20 protein-coding genes are annotated in these 16,174 nt (G+C 54.1%); 9 read left to right on the top strand and 11 right to left on the bottom strand.

The genetic code is table 11. The features are described 5' to 3' along the window. The first annotated feature begins 27 nt into the window (after positions 1-27). Positions 28-732, top strand: coding sequence for an alpha/beta hydrolase (locus EVJ32_RS08680; RefSeq protein WP_131457912.1), 705 nt, complete (start codon positions 28-30; stop codon positions 730-732). A 32-nt stretch (positions 733-764) separates the two neighbouring features. Here EVJ32_RS08680 and EVJ32_RS08675 read toward each other — a convergent pair whose 3' ends face one another. From EVJ32_RS08675 to EVJ32_RS08665, 3 genes are all read right to left on the bottom strand, one after another. Further along, entirely contained in the window at positions 765-1,946 is a 1,182-nt protein-coding gene (locus EVJ32_RS08675; RefSeq protein WP_236635539.1) for an MFS transporter, read from the bottom strand. Between the two features lie 114 nt (positions 1,947-2,060). After that, entirely contained in the window at positions 2,061-2,852 is a 792-nt protein-coding gene (locus EVJ32_RS08670; RefSeq protein WP_070328331.1) for an endonuclease/exonuclease/phosphatase family protein, read from the bottom strand. A 52-nt stretch (positions 2,853-2,904) separates the two neighbouring features. Further along, positions 2,905-4,533, bottom strand: a complete 1,629-nt coding sequence (locus tag EVJ32_RS08665; protein WP_131457910.1) for a PTS transporter subunit IIBC — start codon at positions 4,531-4,533, stop codon at positions 2,905-2,907. Between the two features lie 221 nt (positions 4,534-4,754). Between EVJ32_RS08665 and EVJ32_RS08660 the strand changes: the two genes are divergently transcribed. From EVJ32_RS08660 to EVJ32_RS08650, 3 genes are all read left to right on the top strand, one after another. After that, complete coding sequence (locus EVJ32_RS08660) at positions 4,755-5,519, top strand: TrmH family RNA methyltransferase (RefSeq protein WP_131457909.1); 765 nt, start codon at positions 4,755-4,757, stop codon at positions 5,517-5,519. A gap of 58 nt (positions 5,520-5,577) precedes the next feature. Then, positions 5,578-6,033 carry a GNAT family N-acetyltransferase gene (locus EVJ32_RS08655; protein WP_236634030.1) on the top strand — a complete coding sequence of 152 codons (456 nt, stop codon included), beginning with the start codon at positions 5,578-5,580 and terminating at the stop codon, positions 6,031-6,033. Positions 6,034-6,123: 90 nt separating this feature from the next. Then, positions 6,124-6,627, top strand: coding sequence for a hypothetical protein (locus EVJ32_RS08650; RefSeq protein ID WP_131457908.1), 504 nt, complete (start codon positions 6,124-6,126; stop codon positions 6,625-6,627). Positions 6,628-6,661: 34 nt separating this feature from the next. On the opposite strand, the gene EVJ32_RS08645 is transcribed toward EVJ32_RS08650, so the two are convergent. Further along, positions 6,662-7,171 carry a hypothetical protein gene (locus EVJ32_RS08645; RefSeq protein ID WP_131457907.1) on the bottom strand — a complete coding sequence of 170 codons (510 nt, stop codon included), beginning with the start codon at positions 7,169-7,171 and terminating at the stop codon, positions 6,662-6,664. 115 nt (positions 7,172-7,286) lie between these two features. Here EVJ32_RS08645 and EVJ32_RS08640 point away from each other — a divergent pair, with 115 nt between their 5' ends. Beyond that, positions 7,287-7,943 carry a TVP38/TMEM64 family protein gene (locus tag EVJ32_RS08640; protein WP_131457906.1) on the top strand — a complete coding sequence of 219 codons (657 nt, stop codon included), beginning with the start codon at positions 7,287-7,289 and terminating at the stop codon, positions 7,941-7,943. A gap of 31 nt (positions 7,944-7,974) precedes the next feature. Here the strand turns inward: EVJ32_RS08640 and queF are convergent, their stop codons facing one another. From queF to queC, 4 genes are read right to left on the bottom strand one after another with little or no spacing between them, the layout of a single operon-like run. After that, positions 7,975-8,463 (bottom strand): preQ(1) synthase, encoded by a 489-nt coding sequence (queF, locus tag EVJ32_RS08635; protein WP_070328325.1) that lies wholly within the window; start codon positions 8,461-8,463, stop codon positions 7,975-7,977. A gap of 13 nt (positions 8,464-8,476) precedes the next feature. Then, the gene (gene queE, locus EVJ32_RS08630) at positions 8,477-9,172 is read right to left on the bottom strand and encodes a 7-carboxy-7-deazaguanine synthase QueE (protein WP_201738352.1); all 696 of its coding nucleotides are present in this window, start codon (positions 9,170-9,172) and stop codon (positions 8,477-8,479) included. Further along, positions 9,169-9,627 (bottom strand): 6-carboxytetrahydropterin synthase QueD, encoded by a 459-nt coding sequence (gene queD, locus EVJ32_RS08625; protein ID WP_131457904.1) that lies wholly within the window; start codon positions 9,625-9,627, stop codon positions 9,169-9,171. Before queD ends, queE begins: the two co-directional genes overlap by 4 nt. Continuing rightward, a complete protein-coding gene (gene queC, locus EVJ32_RS08620; protein WP_035386372.1) occupies positions 9,624-10,268 on the bottom strand; it encodes a 7-cyano-7-deazaguanine synthase QueC in 645 nt (214 codons plus the stop codon). Before queC ends, queD begins: the two co-directional genes overlap by 4 nt. Positions 10,269-10,476: 208 nt before the next feature. Here queC and nhaC point away from each other — a divergent pair, with 208 nt between their 5' ends. The 4 genes from nhaC to EVJ32_RS08600 all read left to right on the top strand — a co-directional run bounded on the left by nhaC (position 10,477) and on the right by EVJ32_RS08600 (position 14,096). Beyond that, positions 10,477-11,853 (top strand): Na+/H+ antiporter NhaC, encoded by a 1,377-nt coding sequence (gene nhaC, locus EVJ32_RS08615; protein WP_131457903.1) that lies wholly within the window; start codon positions 10,477-10,479, stop codon positions 11,851-11,853. Positions 11,854-11,933: 80 nt separating this feature from the next. Continuing rightward, on the top strand, positions 11,934-12,524 hold the full coding sequence (locus tag EVJ32_RS08610; RefSeq protein WP_131457902.1) for a DNA-3-methyladenine glycosylase: 591 nt from the start codon (positions 11,934-11,936) through the stop codon (positions 12,522-12,524). A gap of 71 nt (positions 12,525-12,595) precedes the next feature. Next, positions 12,596-13,108, top strand: a complete 513-nt coding sequence (locus EVJ32_RS08605) for a type 1 glutamine amidotransferase domain-containing protein (RefSeq protein WP_131457901.1) — start codon at positions 12,596-12,598, stop codon at positions 13,106-13,108. A 154-nt stretch (positions 13,109-13,262) separates the two neighbouring features. Next, complete coding sequence (locus tag EVJ32_RS08600; RefSeq protein ID WP_070328320.1) at positions 13,263-14,096, top strand: undecaprenyl-diphosphate phosphatase; 834 nt, start codon at positions 13,263-13,265, stop codon at positions 14,094-14,096. Positions 14,097-14,262: 166 nt separating this feature from the next. On the opposite strand, the gene bshB2 is transcribed toward EVJ32_RS08600, so the two are convergent. Genes bshB2 through pdxK form a run of 3 tightly spaced genes read right to left on the bottom strand, consistent with a single transcriptional unit; the run spans position 14,263 to position 16,165 of the window. Continuing rightward, positions 14,263-14,916 carry a bacillithiol biosynthesis deacetylase BshB2 gene (bshB2, locus tag EVJ32_RS08595; protein WP_131457900.1) on the bottom strand — a complete coding sequence of 218 codons (654 nt, stop codon included), beginning with the start codon at positions 14,914-14,916 and terminating at the stop codon, positions 14,263-14,265. Continuing rightward, positions 14,913-15,284 carry a YojF family protein gene (locus EVJ32_RS08590; protein ID WP_016509734.1) on the bottom strand — a complete coding sequence of 124 codons (372 nt, stop codon included), beginning with the start codon at positions 15,282-15,284 and terminating at the stop codon, positions 14,913-14,915. The genes bshB2 and EVJ32_RS08590 overlap by 4 nt, the downstream gene beginning before the upstream one ends. Before the next feature lie 56 nt (positions 15,285-15,340). Beyond that, entirely contained in the window at positions 15,341-16,165 is an 825-nt protein-coding gene (gene pdxK, locus EVJ32_RS08585; RefSeq protein WP_071398865.1) for a pyridoxine/pyridoxal/pyridoxamine kinase, read from the bottom strand. Between the last annotated feature and the right edge of the window lie 9 nt (positions 16,166-16,174).

The following is a 16,174-nucleotide window of genomic DNA, read 5'->3' as shown; positions in this document are numbered from 1 at the left end:
CGAAGTGGATGCAAATGGAGGTATATAATGAAGAGAAAACTGAAGTGGATCGGACTGTCGTTGCTTGCCGTCATCCTTGTCGCCGTGATCGGCTTCGTCGTTTGGACGCAAATGACATACGGACCGACGGATGAAGCGCTTGGCTATGCGGCTGAAGCTGAACAGGTCGACAACCGACTAGAGTTCGGAGACCGGAGGCGTGAGGTCGGGATTATCTTGTATCCGGGTGCAAAAGTCGATAAAGAGGCGTACGCCTATTACGGGACCCGATTGGCGGAAGCAGGGCACTTTGTCGCCATCCCGTCGCTTCGCTTGAACCTCGGCATCTTAGATATCGATGCGGCGGAAACAATCATCGAGGCACATCCCGATATCGAGCGTTGGTACGTCGCCGGTCACTCGCTTGGCGGTTCGGCCGCCTCGGGCTATGCGCTCGAAAACGAAGATAAAGTCGACGGGGTCATCTTCCTCGCCTCGTATCCGATCAGCGCGATGACGGATAGCGACTTGCGCGTCTTGTCGATCTCGGGTGAATTGGATGGTCTGGCGACACCGACCGATATCGAGACGAGCCGTGACAGCGTGCCGAGTGACGCCACGTTCCATCAGATCGAAGGTGGCAATCATGCCAACTTTGGGATGTACGGGCCGCAAGACGGGGATAATGACAGCCCGCTCAGCGCAAGAGAACAACTTGATGAGACGATTGATCAAATCGTAGATTGGCTTTAAAAAAACAGCGTGCCCGGGTTCGGGCACGCTGTTTAGCGTTGGTCGAGACGATGACTAAGCGACGTCAAGGCCGCGGTCAGTAAGGCGACGGCGCCACCGACGAGGGCGAGCATCATGACCGGTGCGTTCGCATAGACGAGACCACCGAGAGCTGACCCCATACCGATGCCGACGTTGCTCGCGACCGGCATGAGTGACGAGGCGAGTCCTTTCGCATCTGGGTTGAACTTCTCGGCCAAGTCGATCAAATAAATTTGCGTCGACGTCGTGAGCAGAATCGCCATGAACGACATGAGGGCGATGTTGATGAGACCGAGCGTCACGTTCGACGTCGTCACATAAAGCGCCGCGAGCACGACCGCTTGGATGAGAAAGACGAACCGGAGCCGACCGATCGGGTTATGGCTCGCGATTTTCCCGGCCGCCATGTTGCTGAAGATCGAGATGAAACCGTAGGCGAGCAGGATCGGACTGACCCATGCGACCGGGACGCCAAGCACGCCTTTTAAGATCGGGACGAGATACGTATAGACGACGTACGTCGCACCGAATCCGAAAGCCGGGATGAAGAAGGCGATCAAAATACGCGGATTCGTTAAGAGCCGGAGCTGGTCAGAGATCGACGTCTTCGCGCTCGATAACTGGTTGGGGACGACGCGGTAGACCGCGAATAAGGCGACGATACCGAGTGCGGTCGTCATGAAGAACGTCGCTTCCCAGCCCGCGCGTTGCCCGATGAACGTCCCGAGTGGAACACCGAACACGTTCGCCATCGTGAAGCCGCCGAAGATGAACGAGACGGCGATGCCGCGCTTCGTCGGCGGTACCGATTCACTGGCGACGAGCATGGCGAGCGAGATGAGCACACCGGTCACGACCGCGGTCACCATGCGTGTCGACAGCAGAAGACCGTAGTTCGGTGCTTGGCTGCTCAAGAAATTGAGCACGATGAAGCCGAGCGTGAGTCCGAGCATAAGTCTTCGTTTCGGCAAATGGCTCGTGAACGACATCATGAGCGGGGTGCCGATAGCAAAGCTGATGGCGAAGGCGGACACGAGCGTCCCGGCGGTGGCAATCGAGATGGTCAGTCCATCCGCGATATCGGGTAAAATTCCGACAATGACGAACTCACTCGTGCCGAGCACGAACGTGAGCAGCGCCAGTGATAAGATGAGCGTCCAGTCGTTGCGACTGAGCGATGGGGTGGTCGTCAAGATGCAATCACTTCTTTCGTTCAAAGGTTGTTAGACATCAGTCGTTTCCAACATACAGGATTTTTTGACAAAGCAAAACCCCTTTCTCTCCAGTTCGGAAAGAAAGGGGTTGTCTCATCGCCAAAACGCGGTCGCTTCGACACCGGCATGGTCTGACACGATTGGTCCGTTGTCGCCGTCAAAGACGACGGCGTGGCGCGAAACGTGGATCGGGGCGTTCGTCAACATCAAGTCGATGCGAAGCGCCTGCTTGTTCTCGTCCCAACCGGCGATTTTGCCTTGGACGGTCGCATCGCCTTCGCGCTCGGCTGCGAGAAAGAACAAGTCTTGAAGACCGTGGTCGATCAAATAGTCGTAGCCTTCACCGCGCAGAAACGCGTCGTTGTTGAAGTCGCCGAGCAGGAGAGCCCGGTCGTCATCTTCGACGCGGCGAAGCAGTTCATCGAGCTGGTGACGAGCCGGTTCGTCTGCATCATGCCACCAACCGAGATGGCACGAGTAGACGGCTGTCGGTTCGTCCGTTCCGCTGACGACGGCTTTGACGATTTTTCTAGACTTGTAATCGTTCGGGTCGGTCGTTTGGGAGACAAAGAACGATTCGGTCGAGACGAACGGTGTCCGCGATAAGATCGCGACGCCTTCTTCGTAGATATCATAGCCGTAATGGGCGAAATCCCATGTCATGTAATAGGCGACCCCTTGCTCACGGAGTTTTTCAACGAGGACGTGGGCAAAGTTGTTTTCACGGATGAGACCGTCAATCAGCGGCGCTTCTTTATGTTGGTTCACTTCTTGGAGCGCGATGATGTCATACTCCTCGCTCGCGATCCGTTCCACGATCGAGTCGATTTTCTCTTGTTGTCGATCTTCTAACCAGGCGTGACAGTTGAGTGTCAAAATATTCACAGTAGTCCTCCTTTAGAAAAAACAGGCCAACTCGCACGAGCTGGCCTGTTGATTATGCACCGATGACGTCTTGAATGTCAGACTTCAATACGTCGGCTTTCGGGCCGTAGATTGCTTGGACACCACGGTCTTTCAAGATGAGACCCATGGCGCCATTCTTTTTCCATTCGCGCTCTTCTGAGACGAGCGACATATCTTTCACTGTGACACGAAGACGTGTCATGCAGGCATCGACGTCCTCGATGTTATCTTCCCCACCGAGTAGCGCGATAATCCCCATGACCTGCTCGTTGCCGGTCACCGTCGATTGCTCTGTCGCTTCTTCCATATAGTTGCCGTTGCGTCCAGGCGTCGGCAAGTTCATCTTCTTGATGAAGAAGTTGAACACTCCGAAGTTGATGAAGAAGAACGCAGCCGAGACGAGGAAGAAGTTGATCAAGTCTTGCAGGAGTCCGGCTTTGATGATCATCGGGATCCGCGTCAATAGCTCGATCGCACCGAACGCGTGGACACGAAGGTCGATAATGTCCGCCAAGGCGAAGGCGGCACCGGCCATGAGTGCATACATGACGTAAAGGACTGGAGCGACGAACATGAACATGAACTCGATCGGCTCAGTGACACCCGTCAAGAAGACGGCGAGACCGGCCGAGAGGAACATCGGTTTGTACTGGGCTTTCTTGTCCTCGTCGACGTTACGGTACATCGCATAAGCGGCACCGATGAGCGCGGCGAACGACAAGATGACTTGACCGACTTTGAAACGGGCCGGTACGACGTCAGCGAGCAGCGTGTTGTAAGCAGCTGTATCTCCAGCGGCGCGAAGGTTGACGAGGTCCGTCACCCAAGCTAACCAAAGCGGATCTTGACCGGCGACGACTGAACCAGCTGTCGCGCCCGTTAAAATCGTGTACGTGCCCCCGAGCTCCGTGTAGTTCATCGGGACGGTGAGCATGTGGTGAAGACCGAACGGTAACAACAGACGTTCGAGCGCACCGTAGATGAACGGCGCAAGGATCGGTGCCGTGTCACGTGACGTGGCGATCCATTGGCCGAAGCTGTTGAGTGCCCCTTGAATCGTTGGCCAGATGATCGACAGCGCGATCGCCGCGACGACCGAACCGAGGATGACGACGAACGGGACGAACCGCTTCCCGTTGAAGAACGACAAGGCGTTCGGTAATTTACTGAAATTGTAGAATCGGTTATAAAGTGCACCACCAAGGAAACCGGCGATGATCCCGACGAACACACCCATGTTCAGGGCAGGTGAACCGAGGACAGATGTAAAGTAGTCAGCGACGACGAGGTCGGCCCCAAAGAGGGATTGGACTGTCGCTTCCGGGTCTTGGAGCATGGCGCCGTTGACGTTAAAGATGGCGCCTGTGACACGGTTGATCAAAATGAAGGCGATCAGTGCGGCGAACGCACCACCGGCCTTGTCTTTCGCCCAGGAGCCACCGATGGCGACCGCGAACAAGATATGTAAGTTGACGATGATGCCCCAACCTAAGTCTTCGATGATGCGTGCCGTCGTCAGGAGGATCCCGACGTCTCCGGCTGACATGCCGATCAATTTACCGATCGAGATCATGAGTCCTGCTGCCGGCATAACGGCGATAACGACCATCAAGGCCTTACCGAGCTTTTGCCAAAAATCAAATGAGATGAGCTGTTTCATGCTATCCGCTTCCTTCCTGTTCGGAACTTTTTCTCTGTTAAGAACGGCTGCTGATGCAACCGCTTGCATTAATGATTGTAATCGATTGCATAAATTTGTGCAACCGGTTTCCTAAAATTCATAAATTTTCATGGGAGGATGAAAATACGCTGTTTTACGACGTCGCTTGTCAGTCGAAACGAATCCCGCTAAAATACTAGAGGTTGAAAGGGGCGAGAAGAATGGGATGGAGACAGACGACATCAGCATTGTCACAAGAAGAGCAGGCCACGTTGCTTGAAGAGTTGTTACGAACGGGCGTGATGAAAGAAGAGGATCGGCTCTTGTTCTCGATGCTCATGCCAGACCGCGTCAAGCGGATGCAAGACGTATTGAACACGCGGACGAATCACATCACGGTATTGACCGAGGGCGTTGACGATCCGCACAATCAGTCGGCCGTATTGCGTTCGGCGGACGCGTTCGGTGTGCAGACGCTGCACGTCGTCGAGGGACGGGCCAAGTTCAAACCGAACTCGATTATCGCCAAGAGTGCCGATCGCTGGGTCGACGTCGTCGAACACGCTTCAATTGAGGAAGCGATCGATCAGTTGAAAGCGGACGGCTATCAAATACTCGCGACGGCGCTCAGCGAAGAGGCGATCCCGCTCGAAGACGTCGACGTGTCAAAACCGACCGTGCTCTTGTTCGGGAACGAGCATCACGGTGTGTCGGAGCAGGCACTCGCGAAAGCGGACGGGAATTACGTCATCCCGATGCAAGGTTATGTCCAAAGTTTAAATATCTCGGTCGCTGCCGCCATCTCGCTCTATGACGTGACGACGCGGGCCCGTCATATCGTGACGGAAGGATACGGACTATCGATCGAGGACAAACAACGTGTGTTCAAAAACTGGATGGTACGGAGCCTCCCGAAACGTTCGCTCGGGGTGTACAAACAAAAAGGTTTGAACGCATTTGAGCGAGAAACAGGAAAATCCGAGTAGATGGCGAAATAAACAGGCGTACGAGTAACTTGTCCATATTTCGAAAGGGGATGGAAAGATGAGTACGACCAGTTCATTTATCGTGAAAGATGTGACGACGAACTTTAACGAGTTTGAAGAGGAATTCTTCAACCTGTATCGCCATCTGTACGGCGACATCGACCAACTTCGTTTTAAAGAACGACTGTACCGCCATGCCAACCCGCTCGTGTTACTCGCATTTTCTGACGACCGGCCCGTCGGATTCAAGATCGGCTATGAGGCTGAGCCATATCGCTTCTATAGCTGGGCCGGCGGCGTGCATCCTGAGTTTCAAAAGTACGGGATCGGCCGCAAGTTGATGGATACGCAACTCGAATGGGTGAAAGCGCAAGGGTTCCACTCGATTCGGACGAAAGCGCGCAACACGAACAAAGGCGTTATCATTTTGAACCTGTTGTGCGGCTACGACATCATGGGGGCGTACACGGAAGATGGCGCACCGCGCATCATGATGGAGAAACAATTGAACTGACCGATGAGCCGTGGCGCATGCCACGGCTTTTTCGTGAAGATGAAACCAAATGGAATCACGTTCGTATTATAGAAAAAAGGGGGAGACATCATGGTCCATACGTTTGCATTCGGGGAAGAAATATACATCGATTCGACAGGGATGGGAGATTCGTTTTTTAGTGGGATGTTCAGTATTTTCCCGATTTTTATTATCGGCATTCTAACCGTGATTATAATCGCTATTATAAGCATGATTCGCCAAGTGACGAAGACGAAGGGTCTATTGAAAGATATGCAACGCTTCGCGACGGAGCTCGCCGACCATCCGGACGACGAGGCGGCGAACCGGCTCGCGGATTATTTGCGGGACGTGGCGTCGTTCCCGGTCGATCGGACATACATGGAGCCGTTCCGGGTCGCACTCGGCAGCTATCAGTTGGTTATGGAGTCGCCGCATGTGAACGATGGGACGAAGGAGCGGGTCGACCGCCAATACAAGCGGCTCGGCATTTTAGACGGGGAGAAGTTCGCCGATGAGCCGGCGCCGAGACGTCGTTCTGGTTCGCACCATCATGACCACCACAATCATCATAACGACCATCATCACATGTAAAACGCGCCGGGAAGGTCCCGGCGCGTTTTACAACTTACATATATCGGCTCGCATCAAAATCGATTTCGGTCCGGTGATTGGCCGCATCGATAGCGCTTGAGATACGGTTGGCCCGTTTCTCGACGTCGAGCGCCTTCAGACGGTACAGTTCCGGATCATAAAGCGCGTGCTTGATGACAGAAGTGCCTTCACCGTGACCCGATTGAAATTCGCGTTTCGGACGTTCGGCCAAGTCTTGATACATCCGAGCCTGAGCTCGCAACTGAACGGCGAACTCGATCGCCTCGACGAGCGGGAGCGGTCCATCGTTCGTCTCGATGACGGTATGCAAGTGCGCTTCACAGACAAGGCGGTCGAGACGACGCATGTCGGTCCGAATCGATTGGAGCTCGACCTCGATATCCTCGAGCGAGCGGGATTGGATCGTCGGGAGCGGCTCATCCTTCTCGAGCTCGATGAACGCGACCCGTTCGACTTCTTGTAACAACTTATCAATCTGCTTCAAGAGCAGGTGTTTCAATTTGATGGCATCTGCCAGGTACATTGGGATTCCTCCTTCTGCTTTTTCTAACCGTACCACACTGTGATTCCTAAAAAAAGGAAGGCGTTACTTTTTCGAGGTGAGGCGATATGATGAAAGAAAGAGGGGAGGTCGACCGATGAACAAGTGGAAAACACAATGGGTCATTGCCGTCGTTTTGCTCGTATTCGGGACAGCGACGTTTCTCTATCAGTGGATCGACTTGCGACCGGGGGAGATCCGAGATTATATCGTTCAATTCGGTTGGCTCGCCCCGCTCATTTATATTTTATTGTTCACCGTTCGCCCGTTGATTTTATTTCCGACGTCCGTCTTGTCGGTTGCGGGCGGGTTGGCGTTCGGGACGCTGCCCGGTGTCGTCTATACGGTCATCGGCGCCACGCTCAGCGCACTCGTCGCTTATTATGTAGCGGTTCGCTTCGGAGACCGGTTTCTGCGCCATTTCGAATCGAGCGATTATGAGAAGATTCAGCACAAAATCGAAGAAGACGGATTCTTTTACGTCTTGATCTTACGATTGATCCCGCTCGTCAACTTTGATTTGGTCAGTTATGCCTCAGGTTTGGCGAAAGTACGACTCCCGGCTTATGTCTTCGCGACCTCGGTCGGTATGATTCCAGGGGCGTTCGCTAATAATTTTCTCGGTAGTAGCCTCGCGAGCGGGGATATGAAGCTGGTCATCCTCGCACTCTTCGTCTTTGTCGTGTTGACACTCGTCGCGACCGTGTTCCGCGAACCGATCAAGCAACAAATCAATCGTTACAAAAAGAAGTAGGCGCTCAATTGGATGAGCGCCTACTTTTTGCTTAACGGTTGTCGACCGTCTCAGGGTACAAGTCGTGGTTGAACAGGCGATGTTCGGCCATTTGCTCGTACTTCGTGCCCGGCTTGCCGTAATTGTAGTACGGGTCGATCGAGATGCCGCCGCGGGGCGTGAACTTGCCCCACACTTCAAGGTAGCGCGGTTCCATCAGCTTGACGAGATCTTTCCCGATGACGTTGATGCAGTTTTCGTGGAAGTCGCCGTGGTTACGGAAGCTGAATAAATAAAGCTTGAGTGACTTCGACTCGACGAGTTTCTCGTCCGGGATGTACGAGATGTAGATCGTCGCAAAGTCCGGCTGATTCGTGATTGGACAGAGCGATGTGAATTCCGGTGCGTTGAACTTCACGAAGTAGTCGTTTTCCGGATGCCGGTTCGGGAACGCCTCGAGCACGTCTGGGGCGTATTCAAAAATGTATGGGACGCTCTTCTGGCCGAGGAGCGACAAGTCTTGTAAGTCTTCTGGTCTCATAGATATCTTCTCCTTAGACGCCACGTTCGTTGGCGTACAGTAATGTGTGTAGCTGCGGCAAGACACGGACGCTTTGCCATGACGGGTCACGCGCGACGTCTTCCCACAACTCTTTCAAACGTCTGAGCTGCGCGTCGGTGATGTCACCGTCCGCCCCGGGCTCAGGGTTGCCGGCCGACAAGTACATGACGTCCGGGGTGTAGCGGGTTTGGACGTCTTTCGCATAGGCGAGATCGACTTCGTCGAACACGGCGATTTTGAACGTCGTCTGTTCGGGACGCAGCCGTTCGACGATGGCGTCGAGTTTTTCCCAATCGGTCGTCATGCCGGACGACGGTGGTTTCGGGCTGAGCGTCACGTCGTCGATGTCTTGGAGCCAGTCTTGATACCGGCTACCTTGTGTCTCGACGGCGAGCTTGACGCCGCGCGCCTTCAACTTTTCGACCAAATCTTTCATACCGGCGATGAGGAGCGGGTTGCCGCCTGAGATCGTGACGTAATCGTACATTCCGAGCACGTCGAGACGCACGATGATGTCATCAGCCGTCAGCATGTCGGGTTTTTCCGAACCGTCCCAGGTGAAGGCGGAGTCGCACCAGGCGCAGCGATAATCGCAACCGGCGGTCCGGACGAACATCGTCTTCTGTCCGATGGCACGGCCTTCACCTTGAAACGTCGGTCCGAACACTTCGAGGACAGGGATCTTCATTCGTCCACCAGCCATTCACGTCGGAACTCGGCGTATGACGTCGGTGTCTCATAAAGGCGGACGAATTCGACGCGGACGTCGCGTTCGTCAGGCAAGTGCTTAGCGAGCTGATCGAAAATCCAATAGCACATGTTTTCTGCTGTCGTATTCATATATGGAAGGGACTCATTTAAATAGCGGTGGTCGAGATACGGTTCGAGCTCTTCTTTAAAGATGGCTTTCAAGTCACCGAAGTCGAGCGTCATCCCGCGATTATCGAGGAAACCGCTGATCCCCATTTGAAGTTTGTACGTATGTCCGTGGAGCGCTCGGCACTTCCCATCGTAATCAAACAAGTGATGGGCCGCATCGAACGTCACTTCTTTGACGATTTGGACGCGGTGCGGGCAGTAGATGAGCGAGCCGTCTTGTTTGGCCTCGACGCTCGTCGGGGCGAGGAATGGGGCGTGTTTCATACGCGTACCTCCTCGTATGCAGCGAGCCCGTTTTGACGGAGCACACACGCCGGACATTCGCCGCAGCCTGAACCGAGCACACCGTTATAGCAGGTAAGGGTCCGCTCTTTGATGAAGTCGAACGCACCGAGCCGGTCCGCGAGTTCCCACGTCTGCTTTTTATCGAGCCACATGAGCGGCGTATCGATGACGAACGGGTAGTCCATCGCCAAGTTGAGCGTCACGTTCAATGATTTGACGAATTGGTCGCGACAGTCCGGGTAGCCCGAAAAGTCGGTTTCACAGACGCCGGTGATGATGTGATGCATACCGAGTTGTTTGGCCATGACGGCCGCAAAGGATAAGAATAAATGGTTGCGTCCATCGACGAACGTATTTGGGACGTCCGCATTGTCGATGTCGAGATCATGTCTCGTCAACGCGTTTGAGGTGAGTTGTCCGAGTAAGGACAAATCGAGGATGTGGTGCGGGACATCGAGTTCGGCCGCAATCTCTTTCGCGACCTCGATTTCCGCGTCATGGCGCTGCCCGTAGGCGAACGTCACGGCTTCCACATGAGAGAATTGTTGTTTTGCCCAAAACAGGCAAGTGGTTGAATCTTGACCGCCACTGAAGACGACCAATGCTTTTTCGTGTTGCAACGTGCACACTTCCTTTTTCGCTAGTTTTGATGTCGGAGGAGGTTACGAACTCCGGAGGTCACCCTCGAGCGTTTACTTTACCATAAAAAGACGTTTGACAGGGAAAAGAGAAGTAGGTATAGTAAAGAACATCACTGACATACTTTCATGCATAAAAGCGTTTAAGCGGTTAGGTAGAAAATAATGGAACTGAAAGGAGGGGACGTCGATGCAGATGAAAGGGAAAGAGGCTGTATTCGTCGTGCTGATGAGCGGGATTTCCTTGCTCGCACTGATGTTTTTGGCCAAAGCGACGCCACATATGGCGATCTTTGGCACAATGGTACTAATAGGGGGTTACGCGTATTATCGTACGCGCGACTTTAAACGCATCGAGACCGCGATGATCAACGGGATTCGTGAAGCGATTATGCCGATCATGATTTTATTGTTGATCGGGATGCTGATCGGAGTATGGCAAATGTCCGGTACGGTGGCGACGATCCTCTCCATCGGTTTAAATACAATCTCAGCCCAGTGGTTCTTACCGAGCGTGTTGCTCATCACGATGATCGTCTCGACGTTCACAGGGAGTGCCTTCACGACGGTCGGTACCGTCGGGGTCGCCTTGTTCGGGATCGGGATGGCACTCGGGATTTCCCCGGCGCTCGCCGCCGGAGCCATCGTGTCAGGTGCGCTCTTCGGTGATAAGATGAGCCCGCTATCGGATACGACGAATTTTGCGCCAGCTGTCGCCGGTGTCAAACTGTTCGATCATATCCGCTTCATGATGGGGACGACCGTTCCCGCATTTTTGATCACACTCATCCTGTTCACAGTTCTCGGACGGAGCGGTCAAGCGGCTGACACGACGCAAATCGCGGAAGCACAGACGGCACTCGCCGGACGGTTCAACTTGTCATGGTTGACACTGCTCGCACCGGTCCTCGTCGCCGTGCTCGCCTTCCGTCGGATGCCGGTATTGCCGACGATGCTCGTCGGGATGTTTGCCGGTGTATTGACGGCCGGTTTCGTCCAAGGTAACTGGAACGTCTCGAACTGGTTCGGTGTCATGCAGGCCGGATTCAAGTCGGGCGTCGAGAACGAGACGATCGCGGCCGTGCTCGACCGCGGTGGCCTCGAATCGATGCTTTGGTCGGTCAGCCTCGTGTTGATTGCCCTCGCCTTCGGTGGACTGCTCCGTGAACTCGGTGTGTTCCAAGCAATCGTCGATGCGTTACTAGAGCGTCTGAAGTCGCCAGGCAGCTCGGTGCTGTCGGTCGTGCTCAGCTCGATCGGCGTCAACTTGCTCGCCGGCGAGCAGTACTTGTCGATCTTGCTCCCGGGACAAGCGTTCAAACAAGGGTTTATCGACCGCGGCATCGACCCGCGTTACTTGTCGCGTGCGCTTGAAGACGGCGGGACGGTCATCAACCCGCTCATTCCTTGGGGTGTGTCCGGTGCCTTCTTCGCCGCCACGCTCGGCGTGCCGGTGCTCGAGTACGCACCGTTCGCGTTCTTCCTTTGGCTCAGCCCGATCTTCTCAATCGTGCTCGGTTACGTGAAGTTGGGGAAGCAGCGTGATGCGATCAAGCTCGCATCGTAATGAAAGTGATGTCCTGAACGCGCTCAGGGCATCTTTTTTGTGTCGCCAAGCCTCGTTTGAGAAAATAAGGACGAGGAGGGATGACGATGAAACGGCTCGACCCATCATTTTATGAACAACCGACGCTCGAACTGGCCCGGTCGTTGCTCGGGCACTATCTCGTCCATGATCATCTCGACGGACAGATCATTGGCAAAATTGTCGAGACGGAGGCGTATCTCGGGGCGGTCGATCAGGCAGCCCACAGTTTTGGCGGCAGACGGACGAATCGGACCGAAATCATGTTCGGGCAGTCTGGACATGTGTACACGTATCAAATGCACACGCATACGCTCTTGAACATCGTCAGCGGTCCGATCGGCTCACCGGAAGCCGTGTTGATCCGGGCGATCGAACCCGTCGCCGGGCAGGAGTTGATCGAATTCAATCGTCCTGGCATCAAACGGTTCGACCGGACGAACGGACCCGGTAAACTGACGAAGGCGCTCGGGATCACGATGGACTTATACGGACACTCGCTCCAACACGAACCGCTCTACATTGTCGAAGGGGACGGCGTGAACACAATCGAGGCCGGTCCGCGCATCGGCATCCCGAACAGCGGCGAGGCGCGTGACTATGCGTACCGCTTCTTCGAGCGGGACAATCCGTACGTCTCGAAATTCCGCTGAATGTTTAATGGCCGGTGACGGGTGGAACAGTCCCTATGTGCGTAAAACAAAAAATAGGGAGTGTTTCCGATATGGCAAAAGTAGCAACGCTCATCACGGATATGTTTGAAGACGTAGAGTTCACAGGTCCACGCGACGCATTGGTGGAAGCGGGGCACGAAGTTGTCACGATCGAAAAGGCAGCCGGTCACACCGTCGAAGGCAAACAAGGCGAGGCGAAAGTCACGATCGACAAAAGTGTCGACGATGTGTCGCCAGAAGACTTTGACGCTCTGCTCTTACCAGGCGGATTCTCACCTGACTTGTTGCGCGAAGACGAACGTTTCGTCCAGTTCGCGAAAGCGTTCATGGATGCGAACAAACCCGTATTCGCCATCTGTCACGGGCCGCAACTGTTGATCACGGCGAAGACGCTCGAAGGCCGCGACGCGACCGGCTATAAGTCGATCAAAGTCGACATGGAGTATGCCGGTGCGAAGTATGCCGACAAAGAAGTCGTCGTCTGCCAAGATCAGCTCGTCACGAGCCGTCAACCGGACGACATTCCGGCGTTTAACCGTGAGATGCTCAACCTATTAAAATAATCTATCGGCCACGGACATGTTCCGTGGCTTTTTTATGTACATGAGGTGAAAGGGGGCATTTCACTGCGCCCTCTTTTTTACGTCTCAAGACCGAGAGAGAACGTCGTCCCGTCCGTGTATGATAAAAAGCAATACTGGAGTAGGGGACAATGCAATGGAATGGTATGAATTATTCATCGGTTTTTTATTAGGCGTCGTCGAAGGATTGACGGAATTCGCGCCTGTCTCTTCAACCGGACATATGATCTTGGTCGACGATATTTGGCTCAACTCGAGTCGTTTTCTAGGTCAAGAAGTAGCCAACACGTTCAAGATCGTGATTCAGCTCGGTTCGATCTTAGCGGTCATCGTCGTTTTCAGGAGTCGGTTCAAAGCGTTATTGAATCCGAAAGAATTGCTCGCGATTCGACACGAAGGGCCGACGAAAAAGTTGAACCTGCTACATATCTTTATCGGTCTGCTCCCGGCGGCCGTGCTCGGACTCATGTTTGAGGACTACATCGACACGCATCTGTTTTCGATTAAGACGGTATTGATCGGACTCGTCATCGGTGCGTTCTTCATGATTGCCGCCGACTTGTCCGGCGTGAAACGACAGACGACGCCGACACTCGACGACATCACATACAAACAAGCGCTTGGAGTCGGCTTGATTCAATGTTTCTCGCTTTGGCCAGGCTTTTCACGTTCGGGCTCGACCATTTCGGGCGGAGTGTTGCTCGGGATGAGTCACCGGGCTGCGGCCGACTTCACGTTCATCATGGCCGTCCCGATCATGTTCGGGGCGAGCGCGCTCTCGCTTTACAGCAAGTGGAGCTATTTCACGGTCGACACGCTGCCTGTTTTCCTGATCGGTTTCGTCAGCGCGTTCTTGTTCGCGTTGCTGTCGATCAAATTCTTTTTGAAGTTGATCAACAAAGTGAAACTGACGCCGTTCGCGATTTACCGGCTCGTCTTGGCTGCCGTTATCTACGTCTTGTACTTTTAATAAAAATAACGCGTGTTCGCACACGCGTTATTGAAACTTATTACTCATTCAGTTCGTAAAACCAAGTAGAGGTGAGAACATGGGACATATCGTCGTCGTGCTAGGAACGTTGATCGGGTTAGGGACTGTAGGTTTGTTGCTGTATATGACGCGTTACGCGTTTGAATCATGAGAACGGATAATGATAGAAGCGCTCACGTTGGAGTAACTCCATGACGTGGGCGTTTTCTGCGTTGTCGATTGCACGGAGCAACCCTTCCGTCTGTGAACGGTGGGCGAGCAACGCCTCACGTTTGGCGGCACTCTCCTGACCGACTTCGATGAGGACGTGAGGTTTGCCGAGCTCATCTTCCGTCCGATGATCGAAAGCGACACCTAAAAATTCGGGACGCTTCGCTTCGTCCATCTCTTGGAGCGCCCGGACGACCGCTCGTGCCGTCGCCTCATGGTCGGGATGGACGGCATAGCCTGGATAAAATGAGATGACGCGGGTCGGTTTCACTTCGGCGATCAACTTGCTGAAGCGATTCGTCAGTTCGGTCTCGTCTTCGAATTCGACGGTCTTGTCGCGCAGTCCCCACATCCGGAGATCGTCGATGCCCATGACGGCACAGGCGTCCTCAAGCTCGCGTTTACGGATTCTTGGCAGTTCTTCACGTGTCGTGAAGATTGGCGAGCCCATATTACGGCCCATCTCACCAAGTGTCAGACAGACGTATGTGACGGGGAAGCCGTTCTTCTGATGTTGAAGGATCGTTCCGGCCGAGCTGAACGCCTCGTCGTCCGGGTGTGGGAAAATAACAAGTAACGGTCCGTTCATTGGCTGTCCACCTCCGATGCTCCTTGCGGGAGCGGTTTGACGTCTAGATGCAGCGCGCAGGCGAGGCGTCCGAGACGGTCGTGCCCGGCGAGCAGCAACTGTTCACCGTGTTGTTCGAAATCGGTCAATCCTTCGACGTAGAGCCAACCGTGATCGAGCTTTAGTCCGACTCGATACGGTCCGTCTCCTTTGATTTGACCGATGCTGTACTCGATCACGACGTTACGGATAAACATCCCGGCGTTATGGAAATCGGGATCGTTATGCGTGGCGTAAGCGCCGTTCGTCGTCTCGACGTGAGCGTATAACGGCGTCGACACGTGTGCGTTTAAATACGTTTGAATCGTTTCAGGTTGAATCGGTTTCACGCTAGTCTCCTCCAATGGCAATAATGACCCAGGACGTTCGCCCCGGGCCACCTTGTTTATGATTGTGTTGCTAGTTTTTGACGATAACCGGTATGGTTCGTCGGCCCAACGTATTGGTTGAGGCGGAACGAGTGACGGACCGCTTCGGTGATGAACTCTTTCCCGATGCGAATCGACTCGTCGACGGAATGTCCGTTCGCGAGTGATGCGGCGATGGCTGAAGAGAACGTGCAACCGCCACCGTGCGTGAAAGCAGGTTCGATCTTTTCACTTTCGAGCAGACGGTACTCGTTACCGTCATAGAGGACGTCGAACGCCGTGTCGAACCCAAGTTTTCCGCCGACTTTAACGATGACGATTTCAGCCCCGAGCTCATGGATCAAGCGTGCGGCTTCTTTGATTTCTTCCATCGTCGACGGTGTCTTGTCGAGGCCAGCGAGCATACGCGCTTCGAACAAGTTCGGCGTGATGATTTTGGCGACAGGGACGAGATATTTGCGCATCGCGACGGCGACGTCCGGGTTGAGGATCTCGTCGGCGCCCTTACAAGCCATGACCGGGTCGACGACTGCGTTTTGAATGCCGTACTCTTTAATTTTACGAGCCGCGAGCTCGATGATTTCTGGCGTCGGGAGCATCCCTGTCTTGACGGCATCGACGCCGATTCCGGCGAGGACGGTGTCAATCTGCTTCTCGATCAACGTCGTATCGATCGGGAAGACTTCATGGTGCCAAGCGTTATGCGGGTTTTGGGCCACGATGACCGTGAGTGCGGTCATGCCATACACACCGAGCTCTTCCATCGTCTTCAAGTCAGCTTGAATGCCTGCACCGCCACTCGTATCTGAACCAGCGATCGTTAATGCTTTTTTCATCGTCATAGTCGTTCA

The sequence above is a fragment of the Exiguobacterium sp. SH5S4 genome, from assembly GCF_004337045.1.
Lineage (GTDB): Bacteria > Bacillota > Bacilli > Exiguobacteriales > Exiguobacteriaceae > Exiguobacterium > Exiguobacterium aurantiacum_A.
This window is presented reverse-complemented; position numbering and strand designations above follow the sequence as displayed.